Source organism: Egbenema bharatensis FJBBOT/2019 (genome assembly GCF_048077055.1).
Taxonomy (GTDB): domain Bacteria; phylum Cyanobacteriota; class Cyanobacteriia; order Elainellales; family Elainellaceae; genus Egbenema; species Egbenema bharatensis.
In genome coordinates, this window is sequence record NZ_CP182236.1 from 776,502 (window position 1) to 792,763 (window position 16,262).

General features: G+C 50.6%; 19 protein-coding genes and 1 pseudogene. 7 read left to right on the forward strand and 13 right to left on the reverse strand.

The features are described 5' to 3' along the window. Positions 1–2: 2 nt before the first annotated feature. Positions 3–197, reverse strand: a complete 195-nt coding sequence (locus ACM1PF_RS03495; protein WP_416672335.1) for a hypothetical protein — start codon at positions 195–197, stop codon at positions 3–5. A gap of 104 nt (positions 198–301) precedes the next feature. Between ACM1PF_RS03495 and ACM1PF_RS03500 the strand changes: the two genes are divergently transcribed. Continuing rightward, positions 302–427, forward strand: a complete 126-nt coding sequence (locus ACM1PF_RS03500; RefSeq protein WP_416672337.1) for a hypothetical protein — start codon at positions 302–304, stop codon at positions 425–427. Further along, positions 424–630, forward strand: coding sequence for a hypothetical protein (locus tag ACM1PF_RS03505; RefSeq protein ID WP_106175589.1), 207 nt, complete (start codon positions 424–426; stop codon positions 628–630). Before ACM1PF_RS03500 ends, ACM1PF_RS03505 begins: the two co-directional genes overlap by 4 nt. A gap of 241 nt (positions 631–871) precedes the next feature. Here the strand turns inward: ACM1PF_RS03505 and ACM1PF_RS03510 are convergent, their stop codons facing one another. The 10 genes and pseudogenes from ACM1PF_RS03510 to ACM1PF_RS03555 all read right to left on the reverse strand — a co-directional run bounded on the left by ACM1PF_RS03510 (position 872) and on the right by ACM1PF_RS03555 (position 10,161). Then, entirely contained in the window at positions 872–1,279 is a 408-nt protein-coding gene (locus tag ACM1PF_RS03510) for a type II toxin-antitoxin system VapC family toxin (RefSeq protein ID WP_416672338.1), read from the reverse strand. Next, complete coding sequence (locus tag ACM1PF_RS03515; protein WP_416672340.1) at positions 1,276–1,497, reverse strand: AbrB/MazE/SpoVT family DNA-binding domain-containing protein; 222 nt, start codon at positions 1,495–1,497, stop codon at positions 1,276–1,278. Before ACM1PF_RS03515 ends, ACM1PF_RS03510 begins: the two co-directional genes overlap by 4 nt. Before the next feature lie 81 nt (positions 1,498–1,578). Then, positions 1,579–2,073, reverse strand: a complete 495-nt coding sequence (locus ACM1PF_RS03520; protein ID WP_416672342.1) for a DUF427 domain-containing protein — start codon at positions 2,071–2,073, stop codon at positions 1,579–1,581. A gap of 122 nt (positions 2,074–2,195) precedes the next feature. Next, positions 2,196–2,711 carry a Crp/Fnr family transcriptional regulator gene (locus tag ACM1PF_RS03525; protein WP_416672343.1) on the reverse strand — a complete coding sequence of 172 codons (516 nt, stop codon included), beginning with the start codon at positions 2,709–2,711 and terminating at the stop codon, positions 2,196–2,198. A gap of 12 nt (positions 2,712–2,723) precedes the next feature. Beyond that, positions 2,724–4,928: a HEAT repeat domain-containing protein gene (locus ACM1PF_RS03530; protein ID WP_416672344.1), complete on the reverse strand. Its 2,205-nt coding sequence runs from the start codon at positions 4,926–4,928 to the stop codon at positions 2,724–2,726. Continuing rightward, positions 4,886–5,728 carry a hypothetical protein gene (locus ACM1PF_RS03535; RefSeq protein ID WP_416672346.1) on the reverse strand — a complete coding sequence of 281 codons (843 nt, stop codon included), beginning with the start codon at positions 5,726–5,728 and terminating at the stop codon, positions 4,886–4,888. Before ACM1PF_RS03535 ends, ACM1PF_RS03530 begins: the two co-directional genes overlap by 43 nt. Before the next feature lie 701 nt (positions 5,729–6,429). Next, positions 6,430–7,712: pseudogene (gene glyA, locus ACM1PF_RS03540) on the reverse strand (serine hydroxymethyltransferase). Between the two features lie 115 nt (positions 7,713–7,827). After that, complete coding sequence (locus ACM1PF_RS03545; protein WP_416672348.1) at positions 7,828–8,427, reverse strand: Uma2 family endonuclease; 600 nt, start codon at positions 8,425–8,427, stop codon at positions 7,828–7,830. Between the two features lie 30 nt (positions 8,428–8,457). Next, positions 8,458–9,486 (reverse strand): zinc-dependent alcohol dehydrogenase, encoded by a 1,029-nt coding sequence (locus tag ACM1PF_RS03550; protein ID WP_416672350.1) that lies wholly within the window; start codon positions 9,484–9,486, stop codon positions 8,458–8,460. A 69-nt stretch (positions 9,487–9,555) separates the two neighbouring features. Beyond that, the gene (locus ACM1PF_RS03555; RefSeq protein WP_416672351.1) at positions 9,556–10,161 is read right to left on the reverse strand and encodes a Uma2 family endonuclease; all 606 of its coding nucleotides are present in this window, start codon (positions 10,159–10,161) and stop codon (positions 9,556–9,558) included. 182 nt (positions 10,162–10,343) lie between these two features. Here ACM1PF_RS03555 and ACM1PF_RS03560 point away from each other — a divergent pair, with 182 nt between their 5' ends. Continuing rightward, the gene (locus tag ACM1PF_RS03560) at positions 10,344–11,075 is read left to right on the forward strand and encodes a Uma2 family endonuclease (RefSeq protein ID WP_416672353.1); all 732 of its coding nucleotides are present in this window, start codon (positions 10,344–10,346) and stop codon (positions 11,073–11,075) included. 42 nt (positions 11,076–11,117) lie between these two features. Here ACM1PF_RS03560 and ACM1PF_RS03565 read toward each other — a convergent pair whose 3' ends face one another. Continuing rightward, a complete protein-coding gene (locus ACM1PF_RS03565) occupies positions 11,118–11,456 on the reverse strand; it encodes an ArsR/SmtB family transcription factor (RefSeq protein WP_416672354.1) in 339 nt (112 codons plus the stop codon). 286 nt (positions 11,457–11,742) lie between these two features. Between ACM1PF_RS03565 and trxA the strand changes: the two genes are divergently transcribed. After that, the gene (gene trxA, locus ACM1PF_RS03570; RefSeq protein WP_416672356.1) at positions 11,743–12,114 is read left to right on the forward strand and encodes a thioredoxin; all 372 of its coding nucleotides are present in this window, start codon (positions 11,743–11,745) and stop codon (positions 12,112–12,114) included. Positions 12,115–12,241: 127 nt separating this feature from the next. Then, positions 12,242–13,336, forward strand: coding sequence for an alkene reductase (locus ACM1PF_RS03575; RefSeq protein WP_416672357.1), 1,095 nt, complete (start codon positions 12,242–12,244; stop codon positions 13,334–13,336). 174 nt (positions 13,337–13,510) lie between these two features. On the opposite strand, the gene ACM1PF_RS03580 is transcribed toward ACM1PF_RS03575, so the two are convergent. Further along, positions 13,511–14,122, reverse strand: coding sequence for a LysE family translocator (locus ACM1PF_RS03580; protein ID WP_416672358.1), 612 nt, complete (start codon positions 14,120–14,122; stop codon positions 13,511–13,513). A gap of 140 nt (positions 14,123–14,262) precedes the next feature. On the opposite strand from ACM1PF_RS03580, the gene ACM1PF_RS03585 reads away from it, so the two are divergent. Both ACM1PF_RS03585 and ACM1PF_RS03590 read left to right on the forward strand, forming a co-directional pair. Further along, entirely contained in the window at positions 14,263–15,609 is a 1,347-nt protein-coding gene (locus ACM1PF_RS03585) for a hypothetical protein (protein ID WP_416672360.1), read from the forward strand. A 222-nt stretch (positions 15,610–15,831) separates the two neighbouring features. Then, the gene (locus ACM1PF_RS03590) at positions 15,832–16,143 is read left to right on the forward strand and encodes a YkvA family protein (protein WP_416672362.1); all 312 of its coding nucleotides are present in this window, start codon (positions 15,832–15,834) and stop codon (positions 16,141–16,143) included. The last annotated feature ends 119 nt before the right edge of the window (positions 16,144–16,262 follow it).

The window sequence follows — 16,262 nt, forward strand, 5'->3', positions numbered from 1 at the left end:
CTTTAATCCATCTCATCTAGATTGTGCTTATCTCTGAGGCGCAGGTTTTCAGCCTCATTAACCCACTTTTCTAAACTTTCCTCTACAACTGACGACAAGGTTTCATCCCTGAGCATTGCCAGCGATCGAACTAGCTTGTCTAGCTCTTTAGGGATGTAAGCCCTCATTTCAACCTTGTTCCGTTTTTTCTGTGCCATAGATTTGATCTTGTCATACTCGCAAGTTTAAGGACGCAAATACTTGCGAGTTTGCGCGTCACTATGGCATGATTTGAATCAAGTTTTTTGTGGAGACCCAACTTATGATCACCCTTACCGATGACGAGGTGGCTTTACTGCGAGCCATCCTCACTGCTCTGCGATCGATCAAAGTCCGAGACATTGATAAAGCCCTGGTCATTCTCTCCAAAGGAGAACGCCAACCATGATTGTGTTAACCGACCAACAAGCCCTTACCCTGCATCATCTGCTCACCGCCATCCTGCTCAACGAAACCTACCGCATCTCTGAACTCGAAGATGCCATTGTCTGGACAGCTCCCGAAAACCGACAGATTCTCTGCCCCTTCGACTCCCTCTGGTCAAAAAACCTGGCACAAGAAATTGTCAGACTGATGAACCAGCCAGGCTAGGAAGGCAAATTGAATCATCTGTAACTCTTGTGGGGTGGGCATCTTGCCCGCCCAGTCCTCTAAAACTCTTGTGGGGTGGGCATCTTGCCCGCCCAGTCCTCTAAAACTCTTGTGGGGTGGGCATCTTGCCTGCCCAGGCATCACAGCAAGGCTACTCTTTTGAGATCATTTTATAGCGATCGAAAGAGTAGCTTTTCTGTTAGCCATTGATTTCATCGACCACTCCTGATACTGAAACCTATCACGGTACTTTTTGAAATCCTGCTTGAACAAAATGGCGATCGAGCGTCAAGGCAGTTTGAATTCTTTCCTGTTCTATTACCAAAAATGAAATGCAGTCTGTCAATGAGTAGGACTTGTCTGTGTGAGTTTTGAAGAACTGCCAACCTCTCAAAAACAGAAATTCATCTACCTGAATTAACCTTACAAGGGTGCTTTCTATTAATCGGTTTCCAACTGAAACAGCTCTATCATGGCGGTGGCGGCTGTTGAAAAAGGTGACAATTTCATCGAATACATAGGAAGTTGTAACAAACTGAGGTTGCATTTGGCTTAACGTCTGCCAATAGCGAAATGTCGCAGGGTGATCCTGTTCATCTGCCAGTTCCAAAGCAACGATAAAGCTAGTATCTAAGAAAAGAAGCGTCATGAATCTAAACCATAAAGGTAGGCATCATGATTTTGAGCGGCATCTGTAATGCCTAAACGGATGGGATCAGAGCCTAAACCCCAAATCGGATCACGTTCTTCTTCTGAAGTCGGGATTAAAACAATACGATCGGCTTCTTTATAAACTTCAACTGTGCTAATCCCTTCTAAGAATTCTTTTGGGATGACAATCCCCTGTTCAGTTACTTTTACTTTCATCGGTTTTGCTCAATCAGGAGTAAGTATACCTATCCTAATTCCTAAAAATAAATTCCGAGAAGAAGTGCGCTGCCTTTTTCCCTACCACCCCCACGTCCCCGTGCCACCCTTAAACGGGCCAATAATATCCTTAGTAATCCAACCCCCATAAAAATCGCCCGGTTGGGCTGTCACCTTCTCACCATCTACATAGCAGGCATCCATGCGGCTGGGGTAGAGGGCAATGTAGTCTTTCAGTCCAGCAAAAGCAGGAACCGGATTCGGGTAAAACCAGGCCACGTTGGATTCCGTGCGATCGCCCACCGTCAGGGTGTAATAAGCCGCCTGTCCTTTCCACTCACAGAAAGTCGATCGACTGGTGCGGGTGAAGTACTGCATTTGCACATCCTCTGGGGGAATGTAATAAACCGGGGGATGGCTGGTTTCTAATACACGCTTGGCTTGATGGGTATCGGCAATCACCACATCATTAAAAATGATCTGAATGTGCCTGAGGGAATCCTCCAACCGGGGCGGGCGGGGATAATCCCACACTGATTCTTGTCCTGGGCCGGGTTCAATCCGTTGACGATTCATATATTTCTCCCTTTTGCTGATTCTTTGTTGGGTGGGGGTCTGAGTGGGTGGGGATCTGAGTTGGACTGGCAGGCAAGACTTCGGCTTGAGCTCAGTCGAAACGCTGCCTGCGCTACGAAAGATTAACCTCTGCCGTATTTTCTGAGTCCCGATCGCCGATCGGTTCGCTTCTCCGAGATAGCTTTTCCGAGCATCACCCCCCGCTCACTCTCCTGAAGGAGATTACTCTTCTGGTTTAGCTCCCGAATTCGTCGAGACATCAAGCGAATGATATTGACTGCAATACCCGGAGTTTCCTCGATCGCCTCGTATAGCTGCTGTTGGGTCAGCATCAAGCATTCGCAGGCTTCCAGGGTAGTGACCGAAGCCGATCGCGGTTCCGCATCAAAAACAGCCATTTCACCAAAGCAAGTGCCCTGTTCGAGCTGAGCGAGTTCCTGGTTGCCAATGTGAACCCGAACCCGTCCTGATACCAGAATATAGAGTGATTGACCTTCTTCCCCCTGGGTAAAGATCGTATGCTTGCTGGGAAAGCTCAACTCCTCCATGATGGAGGCTAACCGCACCAAAAAATCGTCCCGCAACTCCGCAAAGACGGGAACCTTCCGAACAAACAGCAGGCGATCGACGGTGAACATAATTTAACCCAGCTAGCTTTTTAATTCTGCCATCATCTGCTCCACTTGCAGGGCTACCAGGCGATCGGGATCATGGCGGAGACGGGGCAACACCTCGCGCAGGGTTTTGGGAGAGGCCACCCGCAGGTAGGCAAGGACAGCTTCTCGAACAAAGCCCGTCGGGTAGCGGAGGCACACCAGAATTTGTTCAGCCGTCAGACTCCAGCGCATGCTCCGGGCCAGGTGGAAACAGCAGGCCAATGTCCAGGCAGGCAGAAAATGCCGCAAATCCAGCAAATAGCGTAACCGCTGATTGGGGGACATGGGATGATACTCAACCAGATCGGACAAATTCTGCACCTTTTCAGCGATCGGCTGGCGATCGAGAATATTCAAAATCACTGCCTTGCTGGACAAATCGATCGTATTATCCAGAATTTCCAGCCCCCTGGCCACGCTGTCCCGCGATTCAGCCTGAAGGCTAAACACAGCCGCCTGAATTTTGTTGGAATCATACAAAAAGCGCATTAGCAGAAACAGCCGTTCGATCGCATCTGCTTCAGCATCGTGCAGGGAACGGCGCAGCAAATCCGCCTCTTCATTAGGTTCATTCCTGCCATCATCCATCCGCAAATCCAGCAAACTGGCGTAGAGATGAGCCAAAAACTGAAGTTCCTGAGCAATCAACGACTCAATGCCTCGCCGCCCCAACGTTTCTAAAACCGCTTCAATCCCCGCTTCCCTGGGTACGCGCAACAGCACCCGCAGTAACGTTCGACGGGTTGTGCCCCAGGCAGTTAACAGACGAGACACCAGCAGATCCACTGCATCCGGAGAGGCAATTTGCCCGATCGTCAACCAGGCCTGCGCCCGAATTCCATCAGGCTTGTAGGGATCTTCAGCAAATTCAATCAGCAACGGAATTGCTTCACTACCCAACCGCACCAGCGCCTGACCTGCCGCCTCCCGCGTAGATTTGTAGTGCAACCCCCGCAGCAAGGCAGAATAGTACTCTTCTAAATGGGTCGCTGCAATCACATCCAGCATGGCACACCGCACCCGCAGGGACTCATCCTGTAAGAGGGGGTGAATGTACAGCCGCAGAGACTGTAAGTACACTGCATCGCTCAGGGCCCGACAGCCCATCAACCGCTCCCGTTCCTGCTTGCTCGTCAACATTCGCCGCAATAGATCCGTTGCTTCTGCCTTCTGACGCGGATTACCCCGCCGGAGCATCAGAGCCGCCGCTGTACCCCGCACCTCTGGATCAACCTCTGGCAGTAAATAGGGGGTGAGTTGGTGATGATCCGGTTCAGCCGCCGTCAGCCAGACATAGCGCAGCACCTTGGCCAGCAGATCGGGAGGCAGCGAGGAATCCAGTAACGATCGCACCTGATCGAGATAGGCTGGATCAGGATAGTTCAGCATTGCTTCCAGGCTTTGACGCTGCAAGGGGGTGGACATCGTGGACAACAGGGGAGATAGGATCTCGCTGGTGCGGGTCGGATCCACTTCCGTCAGTAGTTCAATGCAGGAAGACTTTTCCTCATCGGTCGCAGCTCGGCTCAATGCTTCAACTAAATTGCGCCGCAGCACCGTCAAATCCACCTGGGAAAGGCTCAACTGCCCGCGATCGCTACCGAGTACCAGCACCTCCAGGTATTTCGATCGCAGTTTCAGCACCGTCAGGAGCCAGAGCAGGGAAAAGATCGCTGTGTATAGCAAAAAGATCAATCCCTGGATGCGGACAAAGGTAGGGTCTGGGCCAGTCAGATCAGGACTGGTAAACCGTTGAAACAGCCAGATGGTTCCCAGCAAAGCGGCTCCCGTCAATCCCGCCGAGAGGGGTTCTGCAATCCCACGCACCATCGATTGAATCCGGTTGCGGCTGGTTTCCGGGATCGGTTGAAACAGTACGGGCGCAGTACTGGCCACCAGGGTATACCGCAACAGTTCATCGACAAACTTCAGTCCAATCACGCCTACAAACAGGCTCAACACCCCCGTCAGGGTTAAGGCACTTAAGCCCGCCAGCAGCAGGGGAGGCAGGGCAGTAATCACAAACACGCCCAGTCGTTCGATCGCCCGTCCAGAGACAAACCATTGAGTGATTAACTCAAACACGCCCAAAATTGCGCTAAACAGAGCCAGAAAATCAGCAATATTTTCAACGCTCAACCCCTGCTCCAACTGACTTAAATACTGAAAATCCAGCAGCAGCGACAGGATTTGCACCATGCAGAAGAAGGCAAACACCAGGATGACATACTGCTGATGGGTGCCCCTGAGGCGACGAGTGGAAAAATCCTTTTCCCCTTCTCCAGCCGTCGTCGAGAAAAATCTGGAAAAAATGGACGGTAGGTTTTGGTCAAATACAGCAGAATCGCTGCTCCCAGCAGCAGCATGACGCAGGCCAGCAGGATGACATTGGGCAAACCCACCAGTCCCCGCAGGAAGGGGAGGGACAGACCACTCAACACATCGGCAGCCAGAATCCCACTACTGATCAGGGGATAGGTGCGCTTAATTTCCCGAATCGTGAACAGTTGATTGGCCGTGATGGAGGTATTTAGCTCATTGATGACGTAAATCGCTTCCATCCACAATCGCATCAGAAAGACGGTGTAGCCGCCCATCAATGCCGGATGCATTCCCACCCGAAAGAGCAGCAACGGAACTGCCATCAAAATAGCAGTCAAGACCAGAACGCGATGTAAGGGCAATACACGCTGCATCCAGGAATAGACCACGCCAATCCCGGTACCAATTCCAGCACTGGCCATATAGATCCAGGGAAGCGATCGCGCCCCATACTCTCCCAGGAATAGGGCTGCAACGCTCACTTCCAACCACAAAATCCCGACTGAGGACAGTGTGTAGAAAGCAAACATCAGAAACGTTCGCTCACTTTCCTCAGGCCGCAGATTCAACCATCGCAGCCATTGCCGTCCTGCCGGATCGATCGGACTCTGGCTTTCAGGCGTTCTTTTACTCTCAGATACTCCAGTCGTAGTCGTAAATATCTCCCTATCCGTCATGCACTCTGCTTGCTTTGTAGCCGTTTTGACTGCCTACCATCTAAACATGCCCGCAGCATTTCAGAACTCATCGCTTGCTACATTTCGTTACTAAAATTGCGTCCTATCAGATATCCAGTCCAGTGTTGTTACGCACACTACAAATCCAGTACAAAAGTTCGGTTTTTTTCAAAGATCATCAGAACTTCACACTTTGGGGGTTAGCTATCTCACAAATTCTTTGCCAGATTAGAAACGCCCCCGATATAAACAGTGCAAAGAGGATATGAACATAAAAATCTCTGCCCGAGTTTTGGCGTTAAAGTACTTACCCTTACTCCCAAAGGTACGAAAAACTTATCAAGTGAACCATATTAAAAAATGCTACGAACTGAACGAGCCGTCTCACCTCAAATTCTAGAGCGGTGTGATACTCCAGGTTTTGATTTCCTAATTCATATATTTCACCTTCGATCGTCTCTCCTGTTTGGGCAGAGGCGATTTTTTTGAGGGTTGTTACAGCATAAGGGCGGGCAAGACTTCGGCTTGAGCTCAGTCGAAACGCTGCCCACCCCACAAGATCAGGAAGATGCGGCAAAATCCCATATCCCATATCCCATATCCCATATCCGGTAGGGGCGCACATATCCGGTAGGGGCGCACATATCCGGTAGGGGCGCACATATCCGGTAGGGGCGCACAGCAGTGCGCCCCTACTGAGATTAAACCAGAGCCGGCACCGGAATTACCAGATGGGGATAGAGGGGGAAACTTGAACAGAGTTTTGCCACCCGCTGACGGCAATCCTGCGCCACTGCCTCATCTTCCGGACTGAGCAGGCGATCGGCGATGATGTTGGCGATCTCCGTAAACTCTTCTGTGCCCATGCCGCGAGTGGTCATGGCAGGAGAGCCTAACCGTAATCCGCTGGTCACGAAGGGGGATTCTGGGTCGAAGGGAACGGTGTTCTTGTTCGCCGTGATATTCACCCCACTCACCAGTTGATCCGCCACCTTACCCGTCATGCTGACCGATCGCAAATCCACCAGCATCAGGTGGTTCTCAGTACCGTTAGAAACAATCTTCAAACCACGATTTTGCAATTGAGCGGCCATGGCCTGGGCGTTGGCGATCACCTGTCCAGAATAGGTCTTGAATTCCGGTTGCAGCGCTTCACCGAAGGCCACCGCCTTTGCCGCAATCACGTGTTCCAGGGGGCCCCTTGAGTGCCAGGGAAGACGGACTTGTCGAACTTCTTGCCCAACTCAGCATCACGGGTCAGGATCAGACCCCCACGAGGGCCGCGCAGGGTTTTGTGGGTGGTTGTCGTCACCACATCACAGTAGGGAATCGGGTTCGGGTGATGCCCGGATGCCACCAATCCAGCGATATGGGCGATATCCGCCATCAGGTATGCACCGACCTCATCGGCAATTTCGCGGAACTTGTCGAATTGAATGATGCGAGGATAGGCAGAGTAACCACAAATAATCAACTTCGGGCGATGCTGTTTTGCCAGCTCTCGGATTTCGTCGTAGTCGAGCTGTTCCGTCTCTTTGTTCACGCCATAGTGGCAGGCTTTGAACCATTTTCCAGACACGTTGACCGGGGAACCGTGGGTCAGGTGTCCACCGTGGGACAAGTCCATTCCCATGAAAGTGTCCCCTGGCTCCAGCAAAGTCAGAAATACAGCAAAGTTTGCCTGGGCTCCAGAGTGGGGTTGCACATTGGCATGGGCCGCGCCGAACAGCTCCTTCGCCCGATCGATCGCCACTTGCTCTGCCTGATCGATGAATTCACACCCGCCGTAATACCGCTTCTTGGGGAGTCCTTCGGCATACTTGTTGGTTAAGACGGAACCCTGGGCCGCCAGTACCGCCGCCGAGGTAAAGTTTTCACTGGCAATCAGCTCCAGGTGATCGCGCTGACGCTGAAGCTCTTTTTGAATAATGCCTGCGATGAGCGGGTCTGTTTTTGCCAAAAAATCCAAGTTTGTTTGAGTCACGAGACAACTCCGATGTTAGGGACGAGGCGAGAGATGAGGGGAGTCTCCCAAGTAATTTATGATAACGCCGATGCCCCCTGATCCCGAAGGTTCAATTTGGATCTTCAGCGTGTTCTCACCACACGATTGCTAAATCCAGGCAAAATCCTGGCAGAACTGCTTCTCCAGAAAGGCGGCTGGGTGAGTTTAGAACCTCAACGGGAGAACTGGCTCGATAAATTTCCACCCGTCGAGTTTTGCGATTGCCGATGGCAGGTCGTAGACCATCGATTAACCATCCCAACTGCACCCCACTTTGCCGATACTCCTGCATCTTGGACTGGGTATCTGGGAGGCGATCGGATGGGGACATCAGTTCCAACACAAAATCCGGTGCGATCGGTGGGAATGATTCCTTTTCGGCTGGAGTGAGGGTATCCCAGCGGTCTTGCCGAATCCAGGCAACATCAGGAGAGCGATCGCCGCCGTTGGGGAGCCGAAAGCAAGTTGATGAATCAAACAGTTTGCCAAGCTGGTGTTGCCGATTCCAGAAGACAAATTCTCCAGCGATTTCAATATTGCGATTGCCCGTTTCGCCCCCCGTTGGCGACATAATAATCAGCTCCCCCTGAGGACTGCGTTCAAACTTCAGCTCTGGATTGGTCTGACAGAGTTGATAGAACTGCTGATCTGTCATGTCAATCACCGGTTTGAGGTTGATCGTGTAGGCAGTCATAGAAAGTACTGAAACGGGATACTTCCTATTTTAGGCAGGAATCATCGCTACCTTCACCACCTTACGATCGCGCATATCAAAAAACACCTGCTCCAGATTCTTCAAGGGCTGATGATCGCTGATCAGCAACTCAAACGGGAGCGACCGACTGGCCAACAACTCAAGCGCCGATCGCACGTAATGGGGCGTACTGTGGAACACGCCTTTCAGGGTCAGTTCGCAGTAGTGAAGCTGTTCCGTACTCACTGTAATCGTGGTATCGCGGGGACAGCCCCCAAACAAATTGACCGTCGCCCCTGGTCGGGCAGATGCGATCGCCATTTCCCATACAGCCGGAGATCCCGTCGCTTCCACCACCACATCCGCGCCCCAGCCCTCGGTGAAGGATTTGACCGTCCCCGGAATATCGGTCTGCTGGTGATGGTTAAAGGTTTTCGCCACGCCAAACTGTTCGCCAATCTGCAACCGCTGCTCATTACCGCCAAATAAAAATACCTCCGCCCCCAGCCGCACCAACTCACCCGCAAACATCAGACCGATCGCCCCATCCCCTAAGACCACCACCCGATCGCCCGGTTTGACATTCGAGCGAGCTGCACCATGCAGGACACAGGCCAGGGGTTCCGTCATGGCGGCAATGGCATCCGGTAATCCCTCCGGAATGGGGTACAGATTATGTTTGACAATTTGGGCAGGAATTTTCAGGTATTCAGCGAACGTACCGTTATTGAAGCTGAGATCGGTACAGAGGGAATATTCCTGTTTCTGGCAGAAAAAACAGGTCATGCAGGGAGCCGAATTATTCGCCACCACCCGATCGCCCACCTGCCAACCCGTCACCCCAGCACCGATCGCCACAATTTGCCCAGCGGCCTCATGCCCAAACAACGTTGGCGGTTTCAACATTCGGGCATGACCACCCCTACGCCATACTTTGAGATCTGTACCGCAGGTCGTCGCCGCGCCTACCCGGATCACCACCTCGCCTGGCTCCGGCGTTGGATCAGCTACCTCTTCAAGCTGTAAATGTTCCTGACCATACAAAACTGCTGCTAACACGGCGATCGTTCTCTTACTTCTGGATTTTTTGATTTTACGATGTTGCAAATACGAGTCAGAGATTGATCATTACCAAATTTTGCCCAAATCTAATACAAAACCGGGAAGCACAGGATCATCGCTAAGGGTTAAAGGAGCATTGAGTTGTTGCACAGAACCATCAGACGGGTACACATAAACCTGCTTTTCGAGCGGATCAATTAACCAGCCCAAAGCTGCCCCATTGTTAATATATTCCTGCATCTTCACCTGCAACATTGCCAAGTCATCCGTTTCAGACCGCAACTCCACGACAAAATCAGGACAAATTGGGGCAAATTTCTTACGCTGTTCCGGTGGAATCGCATCCCAGCGCGATTTCCGAATCCATGCCAGATCAGGCGATCGTACTGCCCCATTTGGCAACGTAAATCCAGTGCTAGAGTCAAAAATCAACCCTGTTCCATCGCGCTCCGCCCAGATTCCTACCTGCACAGTTAAATTAGCATTCCGATTTCCAGACTCTGAACCTGTTGGTGACAAGATAACAATCTCCCCATGAGCTGTACGCTCAAACCGATAGTCAGCGTTCGCCTGACAAAATTCAAAAAACTGCTGATCGCTCATTGGAGTGGCTGGATGCAGTTTGATAATCGTTGGACGTGTTCTGGGCGTGTAAACAATTTGCGCCTTCATACAACCTCTCCATTCTTCCCTTCCACTGTTCTCGAATTTCTCTCGAATTTCTGAACTCAGACTCCAGTTTTATACTGGAACTGAGCAGCTTGGCAAAGTCTTAACTTAAAAGTCTTAACTTAAAGATGAGATGCATCAGACGCTCCGCATTATCAGCCAACGGTTTTCTTGGAGGATGTTAGATGACGGCTCTTACCCCAGCAAACCAGACAACTGAGCCTTTCTACCCCAGCGGGGACGGTGAACCAGTGGCAGAAACGTTTGACCATTTGTACGCATTACTGATCACGCTGGAAGTCCTGCGGCAATACCTGGCTGGACAGCGAGCCACCGTTTTAGGAAACCAATTTTTATACTACGCCCAGGGCTTTCCCCGCCTGCGGTTAGCTCCCGATATCATGGTGATTTTTAACGTTGAACCAGGGGGACGGGATAACTACAAAATTTGGGAAGAAGGACAAGTTCCCAGCGTTATTTTTGAAATCACCTCCGAAAGTACCCGCGAGAAGGACGAAACGTTTAAAAAGACCCTGTATGCCCAGTTAGGTGTCCAGGAATACTGGCAATTTGATCCCAAGGGAGAGTGGATTCCTGGTCAACTGCGCGGCCATACCCTGCATGAGTTCATTAACTCCGATGGGGAACCGGAATTTGTCTATGAGTCCATCGAAGACGGGAAAAGTCAGGTGTTGCAACTGCAACTGGTGGTAGAAGGACGCTTAATCGGATTCTATCGACTTGATACGGGGGAGAAACTGCTAGTTCCCGATGAGTTAGCAGAAGCCTTACAGCAGGAAACCCAGGCAAGGCAGCAAGAAGCTCAGGCAAGGCAGCAAGCTGAAACACGCGCCGCAGAGTTGGAAGCAAGACTGGCGCAATATCGGGAACAGTTTGGAGAGCTTCCCGAAGGGTAACTCACAGCCACTCCCCACGCCCCATTCCCTACTCCCCACTCCTCACCCCTCACTCTTCCCCCGACACAACCCCTCAAACGAGCTAAAGCAACTCAGTAGTAAATCTTGATTCAGAGAATTAAACTTTGTCTGACCATCGCGGCGAATTTGCAGGAGTCCAGCTTCCGCCAGGGTTTTGGAGTGGTGACAGAACAGGGCAAGGCTGATGCCGAGTTGAGTAGAAATTTCAGAACCGCTGAGTTCTCCCTGAGTGGCGAGTAGCTCCACAATCCGAAGCCGCGTCGGATCGGAGAGGGCGGCAAATAGTTTGGCCCGTTGCTCAGTATTGGTTTCAGGAACAGGGGCGATCGTTTCAGTCAGGGGAGTAGAGGAGTCTGCCATGATGCTTTTTAAGTTGAGTGTTTAAAAACGAAAGTTTGAAATAAATTAGCTTACCTATTTTCTCCAGCTTACGCCGATCGGCAGCAAACTGAAATAGTTAAACAACTACTTGACTATTTTAGAAACTCTGATTACTATTTTAGTTAAATGGTTGTTTAACTACTAAACCAGATTGATCCGCGATCGAGTCAGTCTGGTCAAGCGGCAACCGATCGATTGTTTGACTTCACCCTAAACCCTCTACAGCGCAAATCTTTATCCTTCTTTATCCTTCAAGGAGTTGGCTATGACGACTCATCCTGTCATTACATTGACCGATCAAACGTTTGAGCAGGAAGTTCTCAACAGCGAAGTTCCGGTGCTGGTGGACTTCTGGGCAGCTTGGTGTGGCCCCTGTCGCCTGATGAGTCCGATCGTGGAGTCCCTGGGAACCCAGTTTGCAGGGCAGGCTAAGGTCGCCAAGCTGAATGTGGATCAGTACGATGAATTTGCCTCGCAGTATGGCATCAGTGCCATTCCGACCCTCCTGATTTTTCAGAATGGCCAGGTGGTGGATCAGTTGGTCGGTATCGTATCGCAGCGGGAACTGGACGCTCGATTAAATGCAGTTTTGACCATGCAACAATCGGGCGATCGGAACTTAACGCAAGCGGCTTAATGATGGAATCATCGTAACGACTTGCTGACTGGGCGGGCAAGATGCCCAGCCCACAAGAATTCCACAAGAATTGGGAATTGATTGGGACTTGTTTTTTCAAAAATTTTGTAGCGATTTGAGGAATTTTATGACACCGAACGCTTTGCTTTCATCTGTTCAAGTGGGCCGTTACACCTTACCCAATCGTTTAGTTATGGCTCCTTTAACCCGGAATCGGGCTGGAGCAGGCAATACGCCCAGAGAACTGAATGCCACTTATTACGCGCAACGGGCATCCGCAGGATTAATTATTACGGAAGCAACTCAGATTTCCCCCCAGGGTGTCGGATATCCCGCTACACCAGGGATTCACTCTGCTGAACAGGTGGAAGGCTGGAAGTTAGTCACGCAAGCCGTTCACGATCGCGGTGGCCATATTTTCCTGCAATTGTGGCACGTCGGACGGATTTCCCATCCCGATCTCCAGCCAGATGGCGCGTTACCTGTAGCTCCCAGTGCGATCGCCCCTCAGGGAGAAGCGTCTACCTATGAAGGACAAAAACCGTTCGTTACGCCTCGTGCATTAGAGACAGAAGAAATTCCTGGAATTGTTGAACAGTATCGCCAAGCCGCAAAGAACGCACTGGAAGCTGGATTTGATGGCGTAGAAGTTCATGGGGCAAATGGGTATTTGCTGGATCAATTCCTGCGGGATGGTTCCAATCAGCGTACCGATCAATACGGTGGTTCGATCGAAAATCGGGCCCGGCTGCTGCTAGAAGTCATTGATGCCGTCGTAGCAGTATGGGGTTCCGATCGCGTCGGTCTGCGCCTCTCTCCTAGCGGAACGTTCAACAGTATGTCTGATTCCAACCCTCAAGCATTGTTTACCTACGTCGCTAAAGAACTGAATCAACGTAACCTGGCATACCTACATTTGATTGAACCCAGGGAAGACAACGGCGCACCGGAAGGACAGGATCTTTCCTCTCACTTTTTCCGATCGATTTACAATGGCACGATTATTGGTGCGGGAGGATACGATCGGGAACTCGCAGAAGAAACGATCGCCCAGGGAGATGCGGATCTGATTGCCTTTGGTCGCTGGTATATTTCTAATCCCGACTTAGCTGAACGCTTTGCTAAGAATGCACCCCTGAATGAATACGATCGATCGACTTTCTATGGTGGAGATGAAACAGGATATACCGACTATCCCACCTTAGAACTACAGTCTGCCTAGAAGAAGGAATGATGAATGCGGAAGGAGGAACATAGAGAACGACCAAGATCCTAATTTCTCCCTTTCCCTTGTGGGGTAAGCATCTTGCTTGCCCAATCCTTCTCTTGTGGGGTGGGCATCTTGCCCGCCCAGTCCTTTACTCGCAGGCAAGATGCCTGCGCTACGTTTTTTATTTCAAGCTTTGAACAGCAGAACCATACCAACCGCGATCATGATGCAACCTGCAATTTGATTGATTGTAGTTTTAAGGTTGAAATTAAGGCATGTGCGGACTCGATCTGCCAACAATGCATAAACAAGCTTGACTCCGCCCACAGCCGCTACAGCCGTTGCAATCACAATTCCCGTATCTCCATAGGAGATTTCAGAAACATCTATAAAAGCAGGAAAGAACCCCAGATAAAACAGGGTTGCTTTTTGGTCAGCGATGGTGATTAAAAAACCCGTTAACAAACTCGACAGCAGCGAAGTCTGAACCCCATTTTCGATTTCCTTAATCTGCGATTTCGATCGCCACAGACTCATCCCCAGCCCGATCAAATAAGCACCGCTCAAGTATTTGATCAAGAAAAACCATTCCCCCATCGTTTCCGACAGGAACGCCAGACCCCAGAGGGCAATCAGGATAAAAATAATGTCACCCAACACAATCCCGATCGCGGTGAACACACCATGCAGAAACCCAGAGGTGGCTGCGTTCATTGCCACGGTGAGGACGCTAATGCTGGGAATGGCAGCTAAGACCACCATTGCACCGAATAATGCTAGAACGCTGCTAAACGTCATATTGTGCGATTAGTCCAGTCCGATGATGCAGTAGAGGGACAGTTCCCATCGTACCCTAGCCCTGCTGTGACGGATTACCCACTTCCTCCATTCACTTCCTATACTGGAAAAGAAGCTCTCACAGTCAACTGGAGCGAGGTATGATACCCAACCCCTCCGTGATGAAAGCGGTGGAAAAATTGAATTATCGAGTCACGATCGGCGATGTCGCAGCTCAGGCAGGGCTGGATATCCAGGTGGCCGAACGTGATTTGCTGGCACTGGCATCAGAGGCTGGCGGCCATCTGCAAGTAGCGGAATCCGGCGATATTGCCTACTTATTTCCCCGCAACTTTCGAGGTGTTTTACAAAGTAAATATTTTCGGCTACGGCTTCAGAACTGGTGGAATAAAGTCTGGGAAACCCTGTTTTATATTATTCGGGTGTCCTTCGGCATCTTGCTGATTGTCTCGATCGTCCTGATTTTTGTGACGATCCTGGTGATTATCATGTCGATGAACTCCCGCAACGACAGCGGCCGTGGTTATGGCGGTGGACGATCCCGGGGGGGCGGTGGAGCCTTCATCCCCTATTTCTGGATTAGCCCCAACTGGTTCTACGTCTTTCGCCCAGACTATTACCGCCGCAGGAGCTACTATCGCCAACAAAGCCGTCGTTCCTACAACACGCGCAACACTTCATCCTCCGGCAGCGAGTCGGACATGAACTTTCTGGAAGCGGTTTTCTCCTTCCTGTTTGGTGATGGCAATCCCAATGCCAACCTGGAGGAAACTCGGTGGCAGACGATCGGCACCGTCATCCGCAACAGCAATGGAGCTATCATTGCCGAGCAGGTCGCCCCCTATTTGGACAACGTAGGTAGGGACTGGCGTGAGAATGAAGACTATATGCTGCCCGTGCTGACCCGCTTCAATGGGCGACCAGAAGTGAGTCCCGATGGACAAATCATCTACCATTTTCCAGAATTGCAGGTGACTGCCAAAAATCAGCGCAGTCCCCAACCGGCCTCGGCCTATCTGCGAGAACTTCCCTGGAAATTCAGTCAAGCCAGCAGTGGGCAAATCATCGGCGCGGCTGGATTAGGGGGATTGAACCTGGTGGGCGCACTGGTGCTGGGCAATTTGCTTCAGCAAGGACTGGAGTTGGGGGGGTTGGTGGCCTTCGTCGGCAGCATTTACTGGTTGCTCCTTGCCTACGGCATTGGCTTTTTGACCATTCCCCTGCTCCGCTACTTCTGGATTCAGTGGCGCAATCGAAAAGTGGAAGCCCGCAATGAAGCACGACAGGAGCGAGCAGTGGCTTTAATCCATGCGGATGATGAAGTTCGACAAAAACTCACCTTTGCTGAACAATTTGCGACCCGAACTATAGTGAATGAGTCCGATTTGGCCTACACGACAGAGCAAGATCTGACGGAACAGGAATACCTGCGATCGGACAAAATTGACGAGGAGTGGAACCGGCGGCTGGGACAATCAGAAACCTGAGCTGTTTAGAATATTCATCTATCCTTTGGCGTAGATTTTCTGCGCCATTTTTTGTCAATTCTTGCTTAATCTAAAATCTACAATCCAAAGATTGCAGAAGTGGGATCAGCCCTACCAAATCGTGGGTAATCCACACCAGATATTTTGATGGGAATCTGTCACCATAATCGTAGATGAGCAGGGGATAAAGACCACAACCTGCAACCTACTAAGGACAACGCCATGAAGTTTCTTGCCAAGCTACTGATTAAACCACTCTACAGACCACTGCAAAACCTGTTCCGCTTCACGTTGCGCCATCCCAAATATCGCTGGTTGATTATCCTGGGCAGTCTGCTTTATGTCGTCAGCCCGATCGACATTGCACCCGATGCAATTCCAGTTTTAGGATGGTTGGACGATGGACTGGTGACTACACTTCTGGTGACGGAAGTTTCTCAAATATTAATGACTCACCTGAAGTCTAAGCGGAAAGATGATGACACAGAAGTAGAACTAGCTTCAGAAGCCACTGTGGAAGCTAAAGTTGCATAGATCAACTACTTCAAAACACACAAACAAAATACAAGTTTTTTACAACTAAATATTTTTACAACTGAATATTTTGTTTGTTGAACGAAAACTGTTCATTGAATCACAATTCAATCCAGAAT

Bases quoted from the DNA above. Each gene is read 5' to 3' on its own strand.
- ACM1PF_RS03575 (WP_416672357.1), top strand. From the start codon at position 12,242: ATGACACCGAACGCTTTGCTTTCATCTGTTCAAGTGGGCCGTTACACC.
- ACM1PF_RS03555 (WP_416672351.1), bottom strand. From the start codon at position 10,161: ATGAAGGCGCAAATTGTTTACACGCCCAGAACACGTCCAACGATTATC.
- ACM1PF_RS03510 (WP_416672338.1), bottom strand. From the start codon at position 1,279: ATGACGCTTCTTTTCTTAGATACTAGCTTTATCGTTGCTTTGGAACTG.
- ACM1PF_RS03530 (WP_416672344.1), bottom strand. From the start codon at position 4,928: ATGGTGCAAATCCTGTCGCTGCTGCTGGATTTTCAGTATTTAAGTCAG.
- ACM1PF_RS03515 (WP_416672340.1), bottom strand. From the start codon at position 1,497: ATGAAAGTAAAAGTAACTGAACAGGGGATTGTCATCCCAAAAGAATTC.
- trxA (WP_416672356.1), top strand. From the start codon at position 11,743: ATGACGACTCATCCTGTCATTACATTGACCGATCAAACGTTTGAGCAG.
- ACM1PF_RS03590 (WP_416672362.1), top strand. From the start codon at position 15,832: ATGAAGTTTCTTGCCAAGCTACTGATTAAACCACTCTACAGACCACTG.
- ACM1PF_RS03500 (WP_416672337.1), top strand. From the start codon at position 302: ATGATCACCCTTACCGATGACGAGGTGGCTTTACTGCGAGCCATCCTC.
- ACM1PF_RS03565 (WP_416672354.1), bottom strand. From the start codon at position 11,456: ATGGCAGACTCCTCTACTCCCCTGACTGAAACGATCGCCCCTGTTCCT.
- ACM1PF_RS03545 (WP_416672348.1), bottom strand. From the start codon at position 8,427: ATGACTGCCTACACGATCAACCTCAAACCGGTGATTGACATGACAGAT.
- ACM1PF_RS03535 (WP_416672346.1), bottom strand. From the start codon at position 5,728: ATGACGGATAGGGAGATATTTACGACTACGACTGGAGTATCTGAGAGT.
- ACM1PF_RS03585 (WP_416672360.1), top strand. From the start codon at position 14,263: ATGATACCCAACCCCTCCGTGATGAAAGCGGTGGAAAAATTGAATTAT.
- ACM1PF_RS03580 (WP_416672358.1), bottom strand. From the start codon at position 14,122: ATGACGTTTAGCAGCGTTCTAGCATTATTCGGTGCAATGGTGGTCTTA.
- ACM1PF_RS03505 (WP_106175589.1), top strand. From the start codon at position 424: ATGATTGTGTTAACCGACCAACAAGCCCTTACCCTGCATCATCTGCTC.
- ACM1PF_RS03560 (WP_416672353.1), top strand. From the start codon at position 10,344: ATGACGGCTCTTACCCCAGCAAACCAGACAACTGAGCCTTTCTACCCC.
- ACM1PF_RS03495 (WP_416672335.1), bottom strand. From the start codon at position 197: ATGGCACAGAAAAAACGGAACAAGGTTGAAATGAGGGCTTACATCCCT.
- ACM1PF_RS03520 (WP_416672342.1), bottom strand. From the start codon at position 2,073: ATGAATCGTCAACGGATTGAACCCGGCCCAGGACAAGAATCAGTGTGG.
- ACM1PF_RS03525 (WP_416672343.1), bottom strand. From the start codon at position 2,711: ATGTTCACCGTCGATCGCCTGCTGTTTGTTCGGAAGGTTCCCGTCTTT.